Source organism: Streptomyces sp. GS7 (assembly GCF_009834125.1).
Classification (GTDB): domain Bacteria; phylum Actinomycetota; class Actinomycetes; order Streptomycetales; family Streptomycetaceae; genus Streptomyces.
This window is the reverse complement of the sequence record NZ_CP047146.1, coordinates 5059414-5079558: the sequence shown is the minus strand read 5'-3', so window position 1 is coordinate 5079558 and position 20145 is coordinate 5059414. Positions and strand designations below refer to the sequence as shown.

At 70.8% G+C, this 20145-nt stretch carries 17 protein-coding genes and 1 pseudogene; 5 read left to right on the top strand and 13 right to left on the bottom strand.

Going from position 1 to position 20145, the window contains the following annotated elements; all coding sequences use genetic code 11:
- From GR130_RS22500 to GR130_RS40855, 6 genes and pseudogenes are all read right to left on the bottom strand, one after another.
- Positions 1–1521 (bottom strand): Wzz/FepE/Etk N-terminal domain-containing protein, encoded by a 1521-nt coding sequence (locus tag GR130_RS22500; RefSeq protein WP_159506361.1) that lies wholly within the window; start codon positions 1519–1521, stop codon positions 1–3.
- Positions 1518–2915, bottom strand: coding sequence for a Wzz/FepE/Etk N-terminal domain-containing protein (locus GR130_RS22495; RefSeq protein WP_159506360.1), 1398 nt, complete (start codon positions 2913–2915; stop codon positions 1518–1520). The genes GR130_RS22500 and GR130_RS22495 overlap by 4 nt, the downstream gene beginning before the upstream one ends.
- Positions 2912–4192: a glycosyltransferase family 4 protein gene (locus GR130_RS22490; protein ID WP_159506359.1), complete on the bottom strand. Its 1281-nt coding sequence runs from the start codon at positions 4190–4192 to the stop codon at positions 2912–2914. The genes GR130_RS22495 and GR130_RS22490 overlap by 4 nt, the downstream gene beginning before the upstream one ends.
- A complete protein-coding gene (locus tag GR130_RS22485) occupies positions 4182–5507 on the bottom strand; it encodes a nucleotide sugar dehydrogenase (protein WP_159506358.1) in 1326 nt (441 codons plus the stop codon). Before GR130_RS22485 ends, GR130_RS22490 begins: the two co-directional genes overlap by 11 nt.
- 73 nt (positions 5508–5580) lie before the next feature.
- Positions 5581–7059: a sugar transferase gene (locus GR130_RS22480; RefSeq protein ID WP_159506357.1), complete on the bottom strand. Its 1479-nt coding sequence runs from the start codon at positions 7057–7059 to the stop codon at positions 5581–5583.
- Positions 7060–7779: 720 nt separating this feature from the next.
- Positions 7780–8009: pseudogene (locus GR130_RS40855) on the bottom strand (IS701 family transposase); the annotation flags it as partial.
- A gap of 484 nt (positions 8010–8493) precedes the next feature.
- On the opposite strand from GR130_RS40855, the gene GR130_RS22475 reads away from it, so the two are divergent.
- The 5 genes from GR130_RS22475 (at position 8494) to GR130_RS22455 (ending at position 13159) form a co-directional block, all read left to right on the top strand.
- The gene (locus GR130_RS22475) at positions 8494–8601 is read left to right on the top strand and encodes a keywimysin-related RiPP (protein WP_159506356.1); all 108 of its coding nucleotides are present in this window, start codon (positions 8494–8496) and stop codon (positions 8599–8601) included.
- Between the two features lie 226 nt (positions 8602–8827).
- Positions 8828–10621 (top strand): asparagine synthase-related protein, encoded by a 1794-nt coding sequence (locus GR130_RS22470; RefSeq protein WP_328707564.1) that lies wholly within the window; start codon positions 8828–8830, stop codon positions 10619–10621.
- 36 nt (positions 10622–10657) lie between these two features.
- Entirely contained in the window at positions 10658–10954 is a 297-nt protein-coding gene (locus GR130_RS22465) for a lasso peptide biosynthesis PqqD family chaperone (protein ID WP_159506354.1), read from the top strand.
- Positions 10951–11367 (top strand): lasso peptide biosynthesis B2 protein, encoded by a 417-nt coding sequence (locus GR130_RS22460; RefSeq protein ID WP_159506353.1) that lies wholly within the window; start codon positions 10951–10953, stop codon positions 11365–11367. Before GR130_RS22465 ends, GR130_RS22460 begins: the two co-directional genes overlap by 4 nt.
- 106 nt (positions 11368–11473) lie before the next feature.
- Positions 11474–13159, top strand: a complete 1686-nt coding sequence (locus GR130_RS22455) for an ABC transporter ATP-binding protein (RefSeq protein ID WP_159510147.1) — start codon at positions 11474–11476, stop codon at positions 13157–13159.
- Positions 13160–13566: 407 nt separating this feature from the next.
- On the opposite strand, the gene tatC is transcribed toward GR130_RS22455, so the two are convergent.
- From tatC to GR130_RS22420, 7 genes are all read right to left on the bottom strand, one after another.
- On the bottom strand, positions 13567–14514 hold the full coding sequence (tatC, locus tag GR130_RS22450) for a twin-arginine translocase subunit TatC (protein WP_159506352.1): 948 nt from the start codon (positions 14512–14514) through the stop codon (positions 13567–13569).
- Positions 14515–14827: 313 nt separating this feature from the next.
- A complete protein-coding gene (gene tatA, locus GR130_RS22445; RefSeq protein WP_201304969.1) occupies positions 14828–15121 on the bottom strand; it encodes a Sec-independent protein translocase subunit TatA in 294 nt (97 codons plus the stop codon).
- 2 nt (positions 15122–15123) lie between these two features.
- Complete coding sequence (locus tag GR130_RS22440; protein ID WP_159506350.1) at positions 15124–15435, bottom strand: hypothetical protein; 312 nt, start codon at positions 15433–15435, stop codon at positions 15124–15126.
- A 314-nt stretch (positions 15436–15749) separates the two neighbouring features.
- Positions 15750–16166: a hypothetical protein gene (locus GR130_RS22435; protein ID WP_159506349.1), complete on the bottom strand. Its 417-nt coding sequence runs from the start codon at positions 16164–16166 to the stop codon at positions 15750–15752.
- 287 nt (positions 16167–16453) lie between these two features.
- Complete coding sequence (locus GR130_RS22430; protein WP_159506348.1) at positions 16454–16882, bottom strand: ATP-binding protein; 429 nt, start codon at positions 16880–16882, stop codon at positions 16454–16456.
- A gap of 1205 nt (positions 16883–18087) precedes the next feature.
- Complete coding sequence (locus GR130_RS22425; RefSeq protein ID WP_159506347.1) at positions 18088–18876, bottom strand: anti-sigma factor family protein; 789 nt, start codon at positions 18874–18876, stop codon at positions 18088–18090.
- Between the two features lie 25 nt (positions 18877–18901).
- Positions 18902–19504 carry a sigma-70 family RNA polymerase sigma factor gene (locus GR130_RS22420; protein ID WP_159506346.1) on the bottom strand — a complete coding sequence of 201 codons (603 nt, stop codon included), beginning with the start codon at positions 19502–19504 and terminating at the stop codon, positions 18902–18904.
- Positions 19505–20145 lie beyond the last annotated feature (641 nt).

Below are 20145 nucleotides of genomic sequence, written 5' to 3'. Positions count from 1 at the left end.
CTACCGCGCCTCCTGGTTGCTGTCCGGGACCCGTGCCGCCCACATCGGCAGCCGCTCCGTGCGCCGCCGGCCCGCCCGGTTCTGCCGGGCCAGCCGCTCGTCCTGGCCGCGCAGCGCGGTGTGCAGCCCGTCCCACAGCGTGCCGTCGGTCCGGTCACGCGGATCGGGGTCGATCAGCACCACACCGATCACCGGAATGTGCTGGTCCGCGAGCTGCCGCGCCACGGTGTGCAGCCATGCGGCGCTGCCGTGCCCGGCACGCACGACGAGCACGGTCTGCGTGCCGAGGTACTGGAGGTCGGTCCACGCCGCGCCGGGCGCCACCGAGCCGACGCCGAGCCGGCGCTCCTGATGCGACACGGCGGCGGCACGCTCGCCGCTGACCACGGTCGGGTCCCCTGGCTTCGGGCGGCGGCCCGCGAGCTGCAGGCCGGGCAGTCCATCGATGACGACCACCGGCCCCTCCGCCGCCAGTGCCCCGGCGAGGTCCAGGGCGATCACGCTCGTGCTGCGCGCACAGCCCAGTTCCAGCAGCGACACCGGTTCCGCGGAGCTGCGCACGGTGCGGGCCAGGGACGCGGTGAGCCGTTCGCGTGCCGCCCGGATCCGTCGGCGCTGCCACCTCCCGGCCGACCGGCGGGGCAGCTCCGCGATGACCGAGGCGCCCAGGTTCGCCGCGATGTCCCGGCGCAGCACGGGGCGGTCCGCCACCACCGTGCCGACCGCGGCCACCGCCAGCCCGAGGACGAGTCCGAGGGCGAGCCCGATAGCGGCGTTGGTGGCAGCGGTCCTGGGCAGGGAGTGCCGCACCGCGTGCGGGGCGTCCACGATCTGTGTGCCCGCGACGAGTTGGGGCGTGCCGATGCGCGCATCCGCGGCGCGCTGCCCGAAATCGGTGATGCGCGAGGTGAGTTCGGCCCGGCGGGCGAAGAGCGACTCCAGGTTCGCCGACGCCTTCGGCCCGCTCTTCGGTGATCCGTCTCCGATCTCCTTGTTGACCTGGGCGAGTTCGTCCCGCGTTCGGTCACGCTGGTCGAGCAGGGTCTTGGCCTGGGCGTTCGCGACGTCCTGTATCTGTTTCACATGGTCCGCGACGAAGGCATCGGCCAGCGACTTGGCGCGGGCCACCGCCTCCGCGTCGCTGTGGCCCGTCACATTGATCTGCAGCAGGTTGTTGGTCAAGCCGGTACCCCCGTAGTCCTGCATGAAGTCCTCTGGTTTTTCTGTGGACTTGAGGGACTGCAGGGCCTTACCGGCGATCCGCGTGGTCTGCAGCAGCGCGACGTCGGTGCGGATCAGCGTCCCGGGGTCGTTCGGCTGGTCCGCCTGATGCGCGACCAGCACCTTGGTCACGGCGCTCGGCTGCGGCGGCATCAGGACCGCCACCGCCGCGCCGACGAGCAGCCCCAGCAGCGCCACGGAGCACCAGAAACGGCGCCGCCTGCGCACCGCCACCACCAGCGCCTGAAGGTCCAGCAGCGGAGCGGCGGCCGACGACTCCGACGTCGTACTCGTCGTCACCCTGAACCTCCCGTCACGTCGTCGCCCACCGCGAGCGCCGGCGTGGCGGCTTCCCGAGGGCGGTCGGCAGACCGCGTCGGACGTGCCCAGACCGTGCCGGCGAGGACGATGCCGACCACCTCGTGCCTGGCGTCCGCACACGCCTCGGCGATGCCGGCGAGCTCCCCTGCGGTCCAGCTGCCCGCGCTGAGCACGACCAGGGCACCGGACTCGCCGTCGCGGTCCGGCACCATAGGCCGGTCCACCGAAACCCCCACGACCTGCAGCATGGGGTAGCCCCCGCTCGAAGAGCCTGGGGAAGGGTCGCTCTCGGCCTCGGCGACGAGCTGCCAGGCGGCCCGGCGGGCGATCTCGTCGCCGTCCGGGACGACGACCAGCAGCCGTCGGGAGGCCGGCAGTTGGTCCCGCAGGCGGGCGCACACCCGCCGGTAGCGGAGCTGCCTGCCGGCCTCGTCGCCGGATGTCTGCGGGGTGGGTATGTCCCACCGGACATCGACGCACAGCAGCCGGCGGATCCGGGCCCGCGGGCCACGGCCTTCCGGCCGTCGCACAGGCCGTTCACCAGGTACGTCGACGGTGCCCAGCAGCGTCGAGCCCAGCGCCGCGGCGATCTCCGGTTCGGCGCGCAGTCGTCGACTCATCCGTGCGGCGGTGAGATGGCCGATGATCGCGAGCAGGAAGAACAGCAGCGCCCCGGCGACGATGAGTTGCATTCTCGTCGGCGGTGCCTCGCCGGCCGGCCGGGCCGCCGGCCCCATGACGACCATGTTGGCCTTGTTGGCAGTCGGGTCGGCCTGGTCCAGCTTGTTGACGGCCTCCTGCAGCGCGGTGCGCAGATTCGCGAGTTCGGTGCGGGTCTGCACGCTCTCCACGGTCTGCCCCGGATCGGCCGCATCGGCCAGCTCGGTGATACGGCGGCTGGTCTGCGCCACCATCTGCCGCAGTGCCTCGGGCCGCGCCGCCGCTTCGGGGTCGGTGCCGTCGCCTGCGATCCGCGCGGCGAATGTGACGAACTGCTGGACCACCTGGTCGGAGAGTTGCTGCGCGCGCTCCGGGGTTTCGGCCGTACCCGAGATCGTGATGATGTTCCCGTCGGCGGCCGTGGCGCTCACCCGATCCCGCAGCTCGCTGCCGCTGATGTCCCTCCAGCCGAGCGCGGCGGCCGCACGGTCGACCACTGACGAACTGGTCGCGATGTCCACCTGGGTCAGCAGCGCACGCTCGTCCCACTGCCCTGGCAGCAGTACCGATGCCGACGTCGTGTAACTCGGCGGAAACAGCAGGGAGGTGCCGTAGCCGGCGAGCGCACCCACCACGGCGAGGACGGTGAGAAGCCGCCAGCGCCTCCGGATCATCCGCCCGATCGTGACCAGGCGTATCGTGTCATCGCTCACCGGCGGGGCCTCTTCCCTGCCCGGTACGGGTTGCCCGTCGACACCGGAGTGCGGTCACGGCAGGCAGCGGCGTAGGCGGCGAGCAACTGCGCTTGCGAGTTCCGCCAGGAGAGCGGACCGCCGATCCGCTCCTGGCCGATCTTGCCCATCCGGGCCCGCTTCTCCGGATCGTCCAGCAGCAGCGCGACGAGCTTGGCGAACTCGGCCTCGTCGTTGGCGGGTGCGTAGACGGCGGCGTCACCGGCGGAGACCCGCGCCTCCCGGAGGTCGAACGAGACGATGGGCCGGCCCATCGCCATGTACTCCAGGACCTTGTTCATGGTCGAGACGTCGTTGAGCGGATTGCGCGGATCGGGGGAGAGGCACACGTCCGCGGTGGACAGGTAGCGCACCAGGTCGGCGTCCGGAATCCGCCCGGTGAACCGCACCTGCTCGGAGAGCCCGAGCCGCCGGGACAGTTCCCCCATCGCGTCGAAGGCGTCGCCCGCGCCGACGAACACCGCATGCCAGTCGGTCCGCCCGAGCTCGTCGCGCAGCTTCGCGAGGGCCCGCAAGGCGTAGTCGACGCCGTCCTGCGGGCCCATGACGCCCAGGTAGCACAGCAGATGAGGCTTGCCGTGCTTCAACTCCGGCTCGGGCGGCACCGGTTGGAACCGGTCGACGGCAGGCGCGCTGCGTACCACGAAAACGTCCGCAGGCCGCCGACCGCCACGGCGCACCGCGACGTCCCGGTAGCTCTCGTTCGTGGCCAGCACGACGTCCGCGGCCCGGTAGGTCCGCCGTTCCAGCGCGCACACGGCGCGGTAGAGCAGATCTTCGCCGCGGTCGAACCGGGAGAGATACAGCTCGGGTACCAGGTCGTGCTGGTCGAAGACGAACCGCGCGCCGCGCCGCTTCAGCCACAGTGCCGGCAGGAACAGCAGGTCGGGCGGGTTGCAGGCGTGGACCACGTCGACCGGGCCGACCTTGCGGGCCAGCCGGGCCGTATGCCACAACGCCGATCCGTACTCCCGCAGGTAGCCGGCCGGCCCTCCGGTGGCCGCACGCAACGGGTAGCGGTGGATCCGCACCCCGTCGATCTCCGCCTCCGGCTCCGTGTCCCGCTTCTCCCCCCGGGGACAGATGACGTGCACCTCCCAGCCCGCGTCGCGCAGCGTCGTGCACTCCTGCCACACCCGCCGGTCGAACGGCACCGACAGGTTCTCCACCAGGATCAGCGCGCGCCGGTCCGGCCGGTCGCCGCTGACCGTGTCACCGAACGACGTGTCACCAAGCAAGGCCCAGATACCCCGGTTCGGCCCGGCGCGCCTCGGCGTCGGGAAGGCGGATGAGGTCGACGATCACCGGGCCGTCGCCATGCGGCAGCGCCGACAGCACGGCCGGATCCCTGGTCCCGACCAGGCACACCTCGGCGTGCTCGAGCACCTCGTCGACGGAATCCGCGAGCAGCTGCGCGAGGTGCGGCAGCCGGGTCTCGATGTACTCGCGGTTCGCGCCGAGCAGCCGGGAGAGGCTCACGTTGGCGTCGTAGATCCGCAGGTCGTAACCCTTGCCGAAGAGCCTCTCCGCGAGCTCGACGAGCGGGCTCTCGCGGAGGTCGTCGGTGCCGGGTTTGAAGGACAGCCCGAACAGGCCCGCCCGGCGCTTGCCGGTGCGCTCGACCAGCTCCACCGCGCGCTGCAGATGGTCGGAGTTGGAGGGCAGCACGTGGGCGAGGATGGGCACCGAGACGTCGGCCCGCTGCGCCGCGTGGACCAGGCTGCGCAGGTCCTTGGGCAGGCAGGAGCCACCGAAGGCGAAGCCGGGTCGCAGGTAGGCGGGGCTGATGTTCAGCTTGCGGTCGGCCAGGAACACGTCCATCACCTGGTGCGAGTCCACCCCGAGTGCCTGGCACACCGCGCCCAGCTCGTTCGCGAAGCCGATCTTGAGGCCGTGGAACGCGTTGTCCGCATATTTGATCGCCTCGGCCGTCGGGACCGGTACCCGGAACACCTCGCCGGGCAGGCCGTCGTACAGCGCCGTCACCGCATCGCCGCTTGCCGGGTCGAGTTCGCCGACGACGGTCTTGGGCGGGTCGAAGAAGTCCCGCACGCTCGTGCCCTCGCGCAGGAACTCCGGGTTGACCGCGACCCCGATGTCCACCCCGGCCGTGCCGCCGACGTACTTCTCCAGGATCGGTACCAGCAGGTTCAGGCAGGTGCCCGGGAGCATGGTGCTGCGGAACACCACGGTGTGCCGCCCATTTCGCCCGCTGCGATCCGCCAGTGCGGCGCCGATCTGCTCGGTGACCCGCTCCAAGTACGTGGTGCACAGGCTGCCGTTGGGCTCCGACGGAGTGCCCACGCAGACCAGCGACACCTCGCTGCCCGTGATCGCCTCGCGGACGTCGCCGGTGGCGCGCAACGCTCCGGTCCGCACGACCTCGGCGATGAGCTCGCCGATCCGCTCCTCGACCACGGGGGCCTTGCCGTCATTGACCAGGCCGACCTTCACCTGGTTCACGTCCACCCCGATGACCTCATGCCCCATGCTGGCCAGGCACGCGGCTGACACACAGCCCACGTAGCCGAGCCCGAAAACGCTGACCCTCACGACCCGTTCCTCCCCCCAGGCAGGCCCCTTTGGCCTGCTGTCCGTGCACCGGCTCGACGACGACCCCCGCGCATCAGTACGCCCCCTGACCCTGGAGCACCGCACGCAGCGTCTTCCACAAGATCACTGTGTCGAGGGCGAGCGACCAGTCCTCGACGTACCGCAGGTCCAGTCGGACGGCCTCCTCCCACGGCAGGTCGCTGCGTCCGCTGATCTGCCACAGGCCGGTGAGTCCGGGCTTGACCAGCAGCCGCCGCCGGATGTCCGGGCCGTACGCAGCGGACTCCTCCGGTAGCGGAGGCCGCGGACCGACGAGCGACATCGATCCGGTGAGCACGTTGAAAAGCTGCGGGAGCTCGTCGATCGAGTAGCGGCGCAGCACCGTTCCCACCCGGGTCACCCGCGGATCCCGGCGGAGCTTGAACAGCAGTCCCGCACCCTCGTTGCGGTCGGCCAGCTCGGCACGTGCCCTGTCAGCCCCGGCGACCATGGTGCGGAACTTGAGAATGGTGAACTCACGGCCGTCCTTGCCGACCCTGCGCTGGCGGTAGAACGCCCCACCCCGGCTGTCCGCCAGCACGAGCAGCCCGACGAACACCATCAGCGGAGCGAACAGCATCAGCAGGATCGCCGCGCCCATCCGGTCGACGACCTCTTTGACCGCCCGGCGGCCCCCGGTGAAGGTCGGCATGCTGACCCGCAGCAGCGGGATCCCGAGCACCGCGTCCACGTGCAGCCGTGGGCCGGCCACCTCCATCAGCACGGGCGCCACGACCATCTCGGCATCGCTGCCTTCGAGGTTCCAGGCCAGCCGCTGCAGCCGGTCCGGTGACCAGTGCGGGTCCGGTGTGACCGCGACGACACGGTAGCCGTCGCGGCGGACGTGGCCCGCGACGTCCGCCAGCCGGCCGACCACCGGCACTCCGTCCAGTTGGTCACCGGCGAGCCCGAGACCGTCCGTCGTGCACACCGCATCCACCCGCCAGCCGAGGTGCGGGAACTTGCGGGTTCGGGTGATCAGGTCGCGCACGGTGGCCAGGCTCCCGGCAGCGAGCACCGGTCGCAGGCACCGTCCTTCCTTCCGCTGCCTGTGCAGCCAGAGGCGCAGCAGATACCGCGCGGTCATGGTGATGAGCGCGATCGCGGGTATCGCGACGAAGATCCAGAGCTTGATGTTGCGCGAGGCGAGGGCGATCCCGCCGAGCGCCAGTACGACGGTCGCCGTGAACAGTGAGCGTCCGAGCCGGCGGAATTCCTCGGCGCCCTGGCCGAGCACCGCCGGAGCCCACGACCGGCTCACCGCAAGCGCCCCCAGCACCAGCAGCTCGGTGCAGAAGGCGAGAATTCCCCACTTCTCGTGCCAGTTGGCCGCGTCCCGGGCTCCGAAGAACTTGCCGATCGCCGCCACCACGAAGGCGGTGGCCAGAGTGTCGCTGGTGATCACGGTACGGCGGTACCGCTGCTCCCAGTCGATCGCGGGCTGGCTGATCGCCCCGTTCGCCGGACTCCCATGCGCCGACAGAAACGGGCTGACCAGTTCCCCCTGCTGCACAGATCCCCCCAGGTCTTCACTGGGCTCGACGTGTTCGCTCCACACGGTTCCTCCCCCCGGGAGGCCCGTGCCCCCCGACTGTCGCTCCCCTCGGGAGGCCCCCGCCCCCCGCGCCGCGCTGTTCCTCCCCCGGGGAAGCCCCCGCCCCCTGCGGATGACATCCCGGCTGTTGCAGCGCTACCTGAACACCCCACCCAGGCGGCAGCGGACCCGCATGTCCTGCCGGACTCTTGAGATGCGCGGGAACCCGTCGAAACCTCGGGTGCTCCCCACACCCAAGGCCCTCAATCGGGCTCCAGGAATTGATCACCCCCGCGTCTGGCGCCGGGCATGCGAAAGCTGTCTGTCCGTAGCGCCGGACCTAAAGATCATGATTTGTCGCCTCGTGTCATGTGAAGCAGCGTCAATGTAGACCATCGGAGCCCGCCTGAAGAGGGGAATGTGTGCAACTTGTGCCCAAACTTTGAAGCCGGATCTACCGAACGGGCGCCGCCTGCGGGTGCGTTGAGGCGAGGACGTACCTGTGACCTGTGATGACGGGAGTTCTCCGGGCTGCCGGCGCCGGCAACCCGGAGGCGGTCCTGGCAGCGCCAACTCGGCTGCGTTTGACGGTGTTTTCGATTCTTGCTCGGGTGAGTTTGAGCCACAGGTGGTGCAGGGGCCGGTCCAGCACCGCTGCAAGCTCCGCCGGGCATCAAGAACTTGACGGAAGGTCAGGCCGGTGTCGGGCTTCGGGTCAAGCCTGCGGATGGCGAGAAAAGCATGGGCGGCAGTGACGAGAGTGATGTGGTGTGGCCGGCCGCGCCGGCTGCGGCCTTCGAAGTGGTCCAGGTCCAGGCCGTGTTCAGCTCCCGGTGGTCGTGCTCGACGCGCCACCGCATCGTGGCCCATCGCGCCAGGTCCACAAGTCGATGTGGCGACGGGCCGGTTGGAGGATTGGAGATCCAGTATGCGGATTGCGGCGCACGCGGATTGCGGTGCGCCCCTGTGATGCACGATCACCACCAAGGGTTGGTTTAACTGGGAACTGAGTCGGTTATTCCGCTTGTTCGATATTGACAGTTGGCGTCAGCATCTCGTTCTTGTCGTCCATGAAAGGGATCGTGGGTGCGCGATGTTGCGTGTGTACTGGGGGTGTGCGTGGAATTAGGGGGCGCAGGATCACTTATTGGCGCCGGGTGTGTGCAATCTGTGCACGTCGTGCCCCATTGTCGATATGAGGGAGTCATATCGCTGCATGGATATGCGGGTCCGGGTAAACCGTAGCCGGTCTCCTCTGTCTGGAATTCGTCTGCGCGCATGGCTGAGGGCCGGGCTGGTCGTCGTCCGCTCGGGTACTCCCGACGGCTCGCCCTCTGGCGCGGTGCCGCGGCTCCCGCATCCATGGCAGGTGACCTGCGGCTCAACGTCCCCATAGAAGAAAGGAAATGAGTCATGACGTACGAGCGTCCCACCCTCGCCAAGGCCGGTAGCTTCCGCAAGGTGACGGGGACCGGCATCAAGGGCCCGAAGGATGTCCTCGGCGGCAAGAACCTCCTCTGAGGTCCCTACGGGGCCCGCTTGCACAGGTTGATTCCTCTGGAATGTGACCGGTGACGAGCGGGGCCATCCCCGGGATCGGGGGGTGATGGCCTGTGCCGTGCAGGGGCATTCCCCCCCCCGATTCCCTTTCGTTCACCGCATGTTGCCCACCAAACCGGCGACCGGAGGTAAGGGATCCGTGAATCGCTTTACGTTCCTGTCCGAGATATCGACATGGTTCCTCGTCTTGCCCGACACGCCCGACAAGGCGGTCGAGGACATCGTGGCGAAGGCCCGCCCGCACGCCCTCCAGTGCATACCGCACCCCTCCGACAGGCCGTGGCTGCTGGGGCGTTGGCCTCAAGACACCCTCACGGTGGGCGGCGTCGGTGACGCCGATGTGGCGGTCCTCGGCGAACATGAGGTGACGACGGCCGTGGCGACGCGCGCCGCCACGGCGGTGCGGAGCACCGGGTCCCTGGACGTTCTCGACCGGTTCGCTGCCGCCTGGCCCGGAAGTTTCCACCTACTGGCCCGTTCCGCCGACGCGGGCCTCCGCGTCCAGGGCGGCGTCGTCGGTGTGCGCAGGGTGTTTCACGGGCGCGCCGGTTCGACGGCCGTGGCCTGCGATCGCGCTGATGTGCTCGCCGAGCTCCTCGGCGCCCCTCTCGACGAGGACCGCCTGGCCCTCCAACTGCTCGCCATAGGCCTGGTGTACCCGCTCAACACGGTTCCGGTCTGGCGCGGTGTGGACACCGTGCCGGTCGGCCACCAGCTGACAGTCGGACCCAACGGGCAGGCCCGCACCAAGGGTTGGTGGACGCCGCCCGCGCCCGACATCCCTCTGCGCGAGGGCGCCGCCCGCTTCGCGGAGGCGCTGACCGCGGCCGTCGATGTCCGCACCCGGGGGCGCTCCCTGGTCAGCTGCGATCTGGGCGGACTGGACTCCACGGCGGTCTGCTGTGCCGCCGTGGCCGTTGGAGCGAAGGTCGTCGCCTATACCGCCGACTCCCGTGACCCGCTCGCCGACGACACCGTCTGGGCGAGGAGCACCGTCGCGGCATTGGGTGTGGTCGAGCACCATGTCATCGACGCGGACCGCGTGCCCCTGACGTTCGACGGCCTCGACTCCGTCGACGAACTCCTCGACGCGCCCTCGGAGATGGCCGTCGACCACAAACGGCGCATGAGTGTCGTACGAGCGGCGGGGGAGTGCGGGTCGGGTCCGCACCTCACAGGCATCGGCGGCGACGAACTGCTGAGCGGGTGTGTGGCGCGATTGCACCAGCTCGTCCGGACCCATCCGCGCACCGCCGTACGTCACTTGCGCGGCTACCGCGCCAAGTACCGGTGGAGCCGACGCCGGCTGGCCGGCCAGCTCGTCGACCGCCGCTCGTATCCGGCCTGGATCAAGCGGGTCGCCGCGGACCTCGCCAAGCCGCCGTCGCCCGCGAACACACCGGTGCTGCAGTGGGCCGAACCGCCCCGGCTGCCGCACTGGACCACCCCGGAGGCGGTGGCCTCGGTGCGCCGGCAACTCCTTGCCGCGGCGCCCGTCACCGAAGCCCTGGCACCGGACCACGGCACCCACCGTGAGCTGGTCACGATGGAGGCCCTCTCCCGTTTCGTCCGCCACATGGGGCAGTTGGCCGGGTCGTGGGGAATCGTCTGCTCCACGCCGTACTACGACACCCAGGTCGTCGAGGCGGCGCTCGCGGTACGGCCCTGGGAGCGGATCACGCCCTGGCGGTACAAGCCCCTCATCGTGGAGGCGACGCGCGGCATCGTCCCGGAGGTCAGCCGGACCCGCGCCACCAAGGCCAACGCCTCGCTCGAAGAGGAGGCCGGGCTGCGCGAACACCGCGCCCGATTGCTGGCCCTGTGCGAGGACTCCCGCCTCGCGCGGCTCGGCCTGATCGACACCGTCGCGCTGCGCGACTGGTGCATGCGCCCGCTTGACGTGGAGACCGAGAGCGCGCTCCTGCACACCACCGTGGCCTGCGAGGTGTGGCTGCGCTCGCGCGAGGCCAGGCACCTCTGAACCATGACTCGTCGACAACCCGATCGAGGGGGACGGATGGATACGTTGCGACTTCGCCCCGGCGTGCTGATGACCGAGACCGAGTACGGCATCGCCCTGCTCGACCAGTCCACAGGGGAGTACTGGACCCTCAACCCCACTGCGGCCCTCGTCCTGCGCGTGCTGCTCGACGGCGAGCCACCCGACCGGGCGGCCTCCGCGCTGGCCGAACAGTACGCCGTGGACCCCACCGAGGCGGAGCGCGACGTCCATCGCATCTTCGGCGAACTGCGGTCCGCCAACCTGGTCTCCGTCCAGCGCCGCCTCGGAAAGACTGGGGGGACACCGTCATGACCATCCCGGAGGCGGTGCCGTATTGCCCGGAAGCCGTCCCGTTCGGCCGCCGTTGGGCCGCTCGGCTCGCCGTCGGATGCGCCCATCTGCTTGCTACCCAGCCCCCCGGACGCATCTGCACGCTCCTTCGCCGGCTACGACGCGGCGCGCGCCCCGCCGGCCTGCAACAGGCGATGGACGCCAGGGACACCGTCCTCGCGGTCAGCCTCTCCTGCGGCGGCCAGAAGGGCTGCCTGCCCCGGTCACTGGCCACTGTGCTGCTGTGCCGGATGCACGGGCAGTGGGCCACGTGGTGTGTGGGTGCCCGCAAGCGGCCGCCGTTCGCCGCCCATGCCTGGGCCGAGGCCGAGGGCGAGCTGGTGGGCGAGGGGTGCCCGGCCGACTACTACCAGCGCTTCCTGACCGTGGAGTGACGTCGTGAGCGTGGATACGCGAGCGGAGCACCCCACCACCGCTCAAGCAGGGTCGGGCCGCGCCGCCACGACGCACCCCGCCCGGCGCGCCCTCGCCCGGCAGCTCATGCCGCGGCGCGGCGCCATCCTCGGCGGCACCCTGCTCGGCCTCCTCGGCGGTGCGGCGGGTCTCGTGCAACCCCTCGCCGCCAAGCACCTGGTCGACCAGCTCGGCGCGGGTCACCGGGCGACCGGCGACCTGCTCGCCCTCGGCGCCCTCGTGCTCACCGGCGCCGTTCTCGTCGCCCTCGGGTACTACGTACTGGAACGGGCCGCCGAAACCGTGGTCTGCGCCGCACGACGCCGCCTGGCCGGCCGGCTGCTCCGGCTGCGCGTACCCGTGGCCGAACGCCATGAACCCGGCGACCTCATCGCCCGCGTCACCTCCGACACCACCGTGCTGCGCCAAGTCGCCACCCAGGCCGTGGCATCGGCCCTCACCCAGACCGTCATCAGCCTGGTCACCGTGGGCATGATGGCTCTTCTCGACCCCGTACTGCTGGTCGTGACCCTGGCGGTGATCGCGCTGGTCGCCGTCGTCTGCGGCGGCATCGTCCCCCGGATCGGACGCGCCGCCCAGCAGACCCAGCAAGCCATCGGCGACATGGCCACCGCCTTGGAGCGAGCCTTCGGCGCCTTCCGCACCATCAAGGCATGCGGCGCGGAACAGCGTGAGATCGCCCGGCTCCACGAGGCGGCCGAGCGCGCCCGGCGCACAGGCGTACGCGCCGCCTCATGGGAAGTCGCTTCGGATACGGTCACCGGGGCGGCCACGCAGATCGCCTTCCTCGCCGTGCTCGGCGTGGGCGGGGCACGGGTCGCTGCGCACGCGATCAGCGTCTCGACACTGGTCGCTTCCCTGCTCTACCTCTTCTCCCTCGCGCCACGGATCAGCCAACTCGCCTCCGTGGCAGGACAGTTGCAGGTCGGTGCGGCAGCGGCCCTGCGCATCGGCGAGACCGAGGGCCTGCCCGTCGAGGAGACCGCGCCCGTCACTCCGCACACCGAGCCGCCCGGGCCGGCCGCCGTCGCCTTCGACGGGGTGAGCTTCGCCTACCGGCCGGGGTCGCCCGACGTCCACCGCGACGTGTCCTTCACGATCCCCGCCCGCGGCATGACCGCCTTCGTCGGCCCCTCCGGGGCGGGCAAAACCACCGTCTTCTCGCTCATCGAGCGGTTCTGGGAACCCGACGCGGGCCGCATCCTGCTCGACGGCCGGGACACACGCCACTGGCCCCTCGCCGAACTGCGCGCCGCCACAGGCTACGTGGAGCAGGACGCGCCCGTCCTGGCGGGCACCCTGCGCGACAACCTGCTCCTCGGCTGCCCGCACGCCACCGAGCACCAACTCCGCACGGTGCTGCGCCGCGCCCGGCTCGACACCGTCAGCGACCGGCTGCCCCAGGGACTCGACACCCCCGTCGGCCACCGGGGCAGCAACCTCTCCGGCGGCGAACGCCAACGCATCGCGATCGCCCGGGCCTTGCTGCGCACACCCCGGCTGCTACTCCTCGACGAGGCCACCTCACAGCTCGACGCCACCAACGAAGCCGCACTGCGCGACACCATCGCCGATCTGGCCCGCACCACGACCGTCCTGGTGGTGGCGCACCGCCTGTCCACCGTGACCAGCGCGGACCGCATCGTGGTGATGGAGGCCGGGCGCGTCCGGGCCGTGGGCACACATGTGCACCTGCTCCACGGCGACGCCCTCTACGCCGAGCTGGCGGCGACGCAACTGCTGAACGGCTAAGGGCGTAGGCGTCCGGAAAGCCGCTTGCCTGGACCGCCTGCGCGGCCTGGGCGATGGCCCAGGAAACGAGGTGGTCGTGGAGGTTGAGGGTGCCCTGCCCGCCGCGGGTATGGGCGGGGACTCCGAAGTCCTCCCAGACGCTGGTGAGGTGGTTGGTGGGAGCGGGGACTCGAAGCCCGGGTGATCGGAGGGGTCCCGGTCGAACCGGTGCTGAACGTCCGGATCGACGGCGAGACGCGGCCCCCCGACCTCGCGCCGGATGATCACGACGGCGGACGCTTCTGCCCCCAGCGGGTCCTCGCCCGAAACCTCATCGACGTCTTCATCAGCGACGGCGGAGACCTCCGATTCGATACCGACGACGTCTGCCACCGCGCCAGTCCCGACCCTACTGAAGGCCCCTCAGGTCATGTCGCCTCGCCGTCGAAGCGGTCGTCGTCGGCGTCCGGCTGCGCGGGAAGGGCCTGGCTCACGGACACCGATTCCACTTCGCCGATGTCCTGCGGCGTGAGGTCGAGGTCGGAGATCTCGTCGTCGCCGGGTCCCGCAGCCTCTCTTCGGGCCTTGCGCCGGTCGTTGAGAAGCGAAAGGACAACGGCGGCGAAATAGAACACCCAGATCGGCGCGGCCAGCGCCAGCATGGTCAGCGGGTCCGTGCTCGGCGTCGCCACGGCCGAAAAGACCGTGATCCCCATGACCATGCCGCGCCACCAGCCGAGCATCCGCCGGCCGGACAGCGCTCCGGTGAGGTTCAGCATCACCAGCAGCAGCGGCATCTCGAAGGAGAGACCGAAGACGAGCACCATGCGGGTGACGAGGTCGAGCAGATCGTCCAGCGGCAGCAGGTTGTCCACCCCGTGCGGCGTGAAGCCGATCAACACCTTCGCGGTCTTGGGCAGCACCTTGTAGGCGAAGAAGGCGCCGCCGAAGAACAGCGGGACGCCCGCGCCGACGAACGCGTAGGCGTATTTCCGCTCGTGCTTGTGCAGGCCGGGGGCGACGAACGCCCACAGCTGGTACAGCCATACCGGCGAGGCCAGCACGACGCCGGCCATCAGGGACACCTTCAGCGCCAGGGTGAAGGGCGCGAGCAGACCGCTGATCGTGATCCGCGCGCAGGTGGTGTCCGCGGTCTGCTTGGCCAGATCGGCGAAGGACGTCGGGCAGCCGACCGAGTCCAGCACCGGCCTGGTGAAGAAGTTCACGACGCCCTTGTAGTAGAAGGCCGCGGCCACCGTGACGACCAGGATCGCAAGGACGGCCTTGGCGAGCCGGTTGCGGAGCTCACGAAGGTGCTCCGCGAGCGGCATCCGCCCCTCGGAATCCTTCTCCTTGTTGCAGGCTGACTGGGGCACGCCACGTCCTCATCTCGTGCGGCGGACCGGAAACCACCGGCCCTGCGTCAGTACTTGATCGTCTCCGTCACTCCGTGGGGCGCGAGCCGGCCACGGTGCCGGTTGCGGCCGGTGGCGCGTCCAGGAGGCAGTTGGTCCAGGCCGGCACCACTCACCGCGAGCTGATCTGCCCTGCCCGGCCCGAGGGCGGGCGGCTTACGAAGGTCCTCAGACCGTCCACGCGCCGCGCTCGGGCCGGGAAACCGCGCTGCTCCGGCCCATACGCCGGCCGATACCGCAGACAACGACGCGGGCGGCCCGACAGGGCTCGGTCTCAGTGGCCGGTGGTGCTGTCCGTGGGCGCGGTGCGGGCGGTGGCGGTGTCTCCGGGAGCGCCCGAGACCGTCCGCGGTCCCGGTCCCGGTCCCGGTCCCGGTCCCGACTCGGGCTCGGGGCGTGGCTCGTTCGAGGCGCCGTCGTCCTTCATGGCGTTGGTCTCGCTCTTGAGGATCCGCATGGACTTGCCCAGCGCCCGGGCCGTGTCGGGGAGTTTCTTCGAGCCGAAGATCAAAACCACCACCGCGACCAGGATCACCAGGTGCCAGGGTTCCAGCGCATTGCGGAACATCGTCACACCACCCCTTCGAACGCGTCGGCCTTCATACCGGACTCGGCGATCCGTGCCGCTTTTTCCTGCGCGGCAGCGGTGGGCGGGGGAGCGCCCGCGGTCTCGTGCGCGGGCGCCTGGGAGGAGGTCTCCCGGTGGACTTGGCACGGCGGTTTCACCGGTGTCCACCGCCGCCCGTGCCATCGGGAGCTACCCACGGCGTCGTTCAGCCGGGCCTCGCAGGTGAATTCGTCGCCCGTCGCCGCCACAACGGCGGGGAGTTCGACCGGCAACGGGCGTACGGCGAGGCACAGTTCGCCGCCTGAGACCTGCATGGCCGCCTGTGCCGGCTGCCCGGCCCGCGGAGTGTGCGGGGGCGTTTGGGTCGGATGGAGGCCCGGCCGCCGCCCCTGGGAGCAACCACGTTCGGGCACCTGGAACATTCGATGGGTCTTCGCGTTCGGCCACGGTGCGTGCATCGGCTTTCCCTGGAGTGACCGTTCCTGTCGCCGACCGGCGCGATGTTCACGCGTGGCTGTCGGGCGTGGAAGGCGAGGCGAGTGGAGTCGGCCGGCTGCTGCGGGGGCGTGCCGGGTGTCGATGTCGTTGCGGGTCATGTCTCCTTCTTCCTGGCAGGTCGGGGTCGAATTCAGGTCCCGGGGCGCCCGGCGGCCGTCCAGGCGGCGTACTCCTGGCGGACGTAGAGGCGGCGACTGGGGCCGAGCGTGATCGCTTCGGGGTGGTGCGGGCCGGCCACCAGGTCGGGATGGCGGCGGTCGAGCAGGACGAGTCGTTCGGCGGTTTCTGCGGCGGCCGCGACCGGGCCGGGGCCGGGGTCGTCCAGGGCCATCCGGTCCATGAGGGCGGCCCGGCGTAGCCGCCAGGTGCGTTCGGCGGCCTTCGCATCGACCGGGAGGTCGGTGACGGGCCTGGCCTGGCGGCCGTCGCGTTCGGCCCCGAGAGCGAGCACGTGGTGTATCTCGCGGCGCAGGTCTGGCGCATTCGCGTACGCCTCGTGCGGGGGCGGGGCGCTGATGCGCTCACCGCTGTTCGGGGCGACGTTCACGTTCACACCTCCGCCGGTACGTAGGGGGCCGGCGCCGCAGCGTTGACGCAGCACCGTGTCGTGGTCGGGGTCGCCGTGATCAAGGGCCGACGGGTGTGCCGCGGACTGCACGGGCACCTGGGGCCGGGCTCGGGCGGTCGTCGATGGGGCACGGCTTGTGGGTCGCGAAGGCCCACTCGGCGGGTCGTCGGGTGACCCGGCGCCGCAGCCGCCCCCGGCGACCCGTCGCTGTGCGGCGGTGCCTGCCCCGGCAGGGGGGCGCAGCTCGTGTCGAACGTCCGGCCCGGTCATGACGAGCACCTCAGGCAGGCACGGACTTCGCGGCCGCTGCGTGTCTGGTGGACCTCGGTCGACTGGGCGAGGGACTGGACGATGCCGGTGCCGCGGCCGTGTTCGTCGGGGGCGATGTCGGGGCGATGGTGCTCCACGGTCGTACCGGAGTCAGTGACCACAATGTGCAGAGTGCCGTCGTCCAGGACGAGCAGCAGGGTCATGCGCTCGTGGCCGTACTGCGCCGCGTTGGCGGCGAGTTCGTCGACGATGAGAACGGCGGAGTCCCGCTCGCTCGCGGGCACACTCCAGGTCTCCAGCAGATCGGCAGCGAAGTGACGAGCGGCGGAGACGTGCGCCTCCTGCGCGGGCAGGGTGAGCAGCGCCTCGTGGCGGCAGGGCCTGCCGAGCAGCGAACTCGGGCTGGGGAAATCGGTGACAAACATGGTCTTCTGGCTCTTCTGTGCATGTGCGGAGGCCGGAAAGGGGGACACCGCCAACAACGTCGGGGGCGGCCGGTAGGCGGGTCCTGAATGGCCGCGCTCATTAAGTTCCACGGGCGACGCATGCCGAACGGTTCGAGTTGTTCACCCCCTTTTGTCCGAATTCTTGTGAGTCATGTCAATGCCGGCGGCCTGGCTGGACACACTCGCCTCTCTCGGAGCTCGATGCCGTACTCGGCCGGACCAGGCACCGGCGGTTCGGTCTCCTCGCCCGTGGTCTTCCGGACGGCCCTGCGGGAACCTCATGCCGTAGAGCCGGACGAACGTCCCTGCCCGCATCTCGGCTTGGTCGCGCCACTCGGCGTGCGGACATCCTGGATCCTCTTCTCCGGGCTGCACGGACCTCGGAGGAAAGGAGAGTTGAGGTCGCCGGCCGTTTGGTGAACCGCCTGGCGCTGCTCACGCGGGGGAGGGGGAACACCTCGGCCGGGCCGTCGTAAAGACCAGCGTGGCGCCACCGGCCACCCGGACAGGGAGTGCACGCCCGGTCGGCGCGCTCACGCATCAAGTCGGCTGATGACTGGGCCGATTCGTCGGAGCCGGGGGTGAGGGTGACCAGGGCGCGGAAACCGTCGGCGCGCTGCGCGAAGGGCCAGGGCGCCGGCTTCGGCCTCCTCCTGGTGGAGGTTGAGGTGCGTGCCGCCGGCACCTGCGCAGCGGTGCCCACCCATGTCCGCGGCGGGCACCCGAGGGGCCCGCCGCGGGGTGGCCGGCCTGCCACTGCCGGAAACCGCGTGACGGGAGCGGGTCAGGGCCCCACGACCGAGCCGCAGGACTGCCCCGGTGCCGACACATCCCCCGAGGACGGGTTGTGCGGGCGAAGCCGCGGCACCTGACATGCCCCGGGGACGTGTGACACCACAGCGGCCGGATCGGCCGGATGACCGCTTGCCCCGCCCCTCGCCCCGCCGGTCGTGCACCCGCACTGCCTTCACCTTGATCCGCCCGCCCGCGGAGGTGACCTTTCCCGGCCTGTGGCAGCCGCCTCGACCACCTTGTCGACCGGCCGGCTCCCTCACCCCCCGGCACGACCCTTCGGTGGCGACGTCTTCTTGGCCCCTTGTGCTGCCGTGCGCTCACACCCGACAGCTGCGGTCGCGCCGCCGGGCGGCCTCGCCGCCCGGCGACGCGACCGTCCCGGCCTCGCCTCACGCCCGGATGGTGACCAGCTTCTGACCGTTGCCTGCGTGGATCTCGAAGTGCTCGATGGCTCCCGGGGACATGGCGACCGCTCCTGGGATCGTGGTGCCGGGAGGGTACTTGCCCGCCCGCCAGGTAGCGACGTCCGTCCTGGCTCCGCCGGGCCCGATCGCCTGCAGCCGGCAGGTGATTCCGGCGGGTGCCCCCCTGGCCGAGACCTGCACGACACTGCCCCAGGCAGAGGGCGAGACCTTCACCGAGGCGGAGACGCCGGTGGTGGGATCGCTTCCGGAGAAGGTGCGCCAGGTAGTCGGCGCGGTCGGCCCAGGCGGCGTCGCCTGAGTGCCCACGGATCCGACGGTCGCCAGCCATGTGCCGCCGGCCGCTGCCGCGATGAACGTCAGCGAGGCGGCAGCGCCGGCCAGTTGCAGTCGCCAGGTCCTGCGGCGCCGGGACGCGGCCTGCTGGAGCAGCCTCTCCAGCACACCCCCCTCCGGTGCCTGCGACACCGCGGGCGCAGCGGGCCGTTCAGGCGGGGAGCCCTGCGCGCTTTCGGCCGCCCGTGCCACCAGCCGGTCGGCCAGGTCCCCGTCGGCCGTCGGCACCGTCTGGCCTGAGGCTTCGGCTTCGGTCACCGTCGCCAGCAGCGCGGACAGTCCCGCCAGCTGGGCGTGTTCGGCCTGGCACTCGGCGCATTCCGCGAGGTGGACGCGCACCCGTTCCCTTTCCGCCGAGGGCAGCGTGCTCAGGACGTACCCTCCCAGCGCCAGCCGGAGGGCGTCGTGCTCCGCACTCATGGTCGCCACCTCCTGCCCGCCGCGGTCACGGCTGGATGCCCCGTTCCCGCAGCGCCAGCCGCAGGGCGTGCAGGGCGTAGTACGTCCGCGACTTCACGGTGCCCAGCGGGATGCCCAGTACCTGCGCTGCCTCCACCATGGTCCGGCCACGGTAGTAGGTCTCCAGCAGGACGGCGCGGTGGTCCGGGGACAGCGACCGGACCGCCTCGGCAACCGCCCAGCTCTGCAGCGCCTGCTCGATCTCGTCCTCGCCGGGCTTCTGCTCGGCGGCTCGCTCCAGCACGTCGCCGCCGGCCTCGGCCGGCCTGGCCTGCCGAGCCCGGTGGGCGTCGATGACCAGGTGCCGGGCGACCGTACACAGCCATGCCCGGGCCGGGCCGCGTGCGGGGTCGAACGCGGCGGGATGCTGCCACGCTCGCAGCATCGTCTCCTGCACCACATCCTCCGCCCATTGCCAATCTCCTGAGGTCAGTCGCAGTACGTAGTGGAACAGGGCTCCTGCGTGCTCCGCGTACAGAGTGCGCAGCAGTTCCTCGTCTGCGGTCGAAAGGGTCCCTTTACCAGAGACACGGTGCGCGGAGCGATCCGGATCGGTCCTTTGACCACGTTTTCGGGAACTCCAGGGCATAAGTCGATCATCGCGCACATACGCTTCTTTGTCCCGTAACGCACGGCACGGTGCAGGTTGCGCTCTGTGAGCGCCGCGGGTGATACGTCCCCGCCGGGCCCTGTGGCACCGCCAGGGCCGAGCGCGTGCGGCCGGCCGGGGAGGCCGGCTGATCCGCGGCGATATCAAGAGGTCTCACAAAAAGTGCATATCTACCGAACCGTGGCAACCCCGCTGTCCGTGGAGCCGGACAAGAGCCGACTTAGGCGCAATTCCTCATCGAGTCCCCATGCGGCAAAGGATGGACCAGAGGTGATCGAAAAACACCACGCGACGCACGCGCTCCCGGCGCCGGCCACGCTCATCCCGCCCCCGCGCATGGAAGTCGGCGCCACCGCGCAACCCCGGCCGGCGCCCGATCGCCGGGTCTGTCTCGATCGCCGGGTCTGTGAGGGGCACGCGCCCAATGGACACGGCGTCCGCACACGCCCCGGCGGTTGCGTGCGCCGGTCGGCACAGTCCCTATCTCCGCCTGATCAGTGAGGAACGGACACCATGTACCTGAACTTTCGCACACCAGGCCGTCGATCACGGACTGCGGCCGGGCTGGCCGCCGCCACCATCGCCACTGCCGGCGCGCTGGGGCTCCTCAGTTCGTGCGG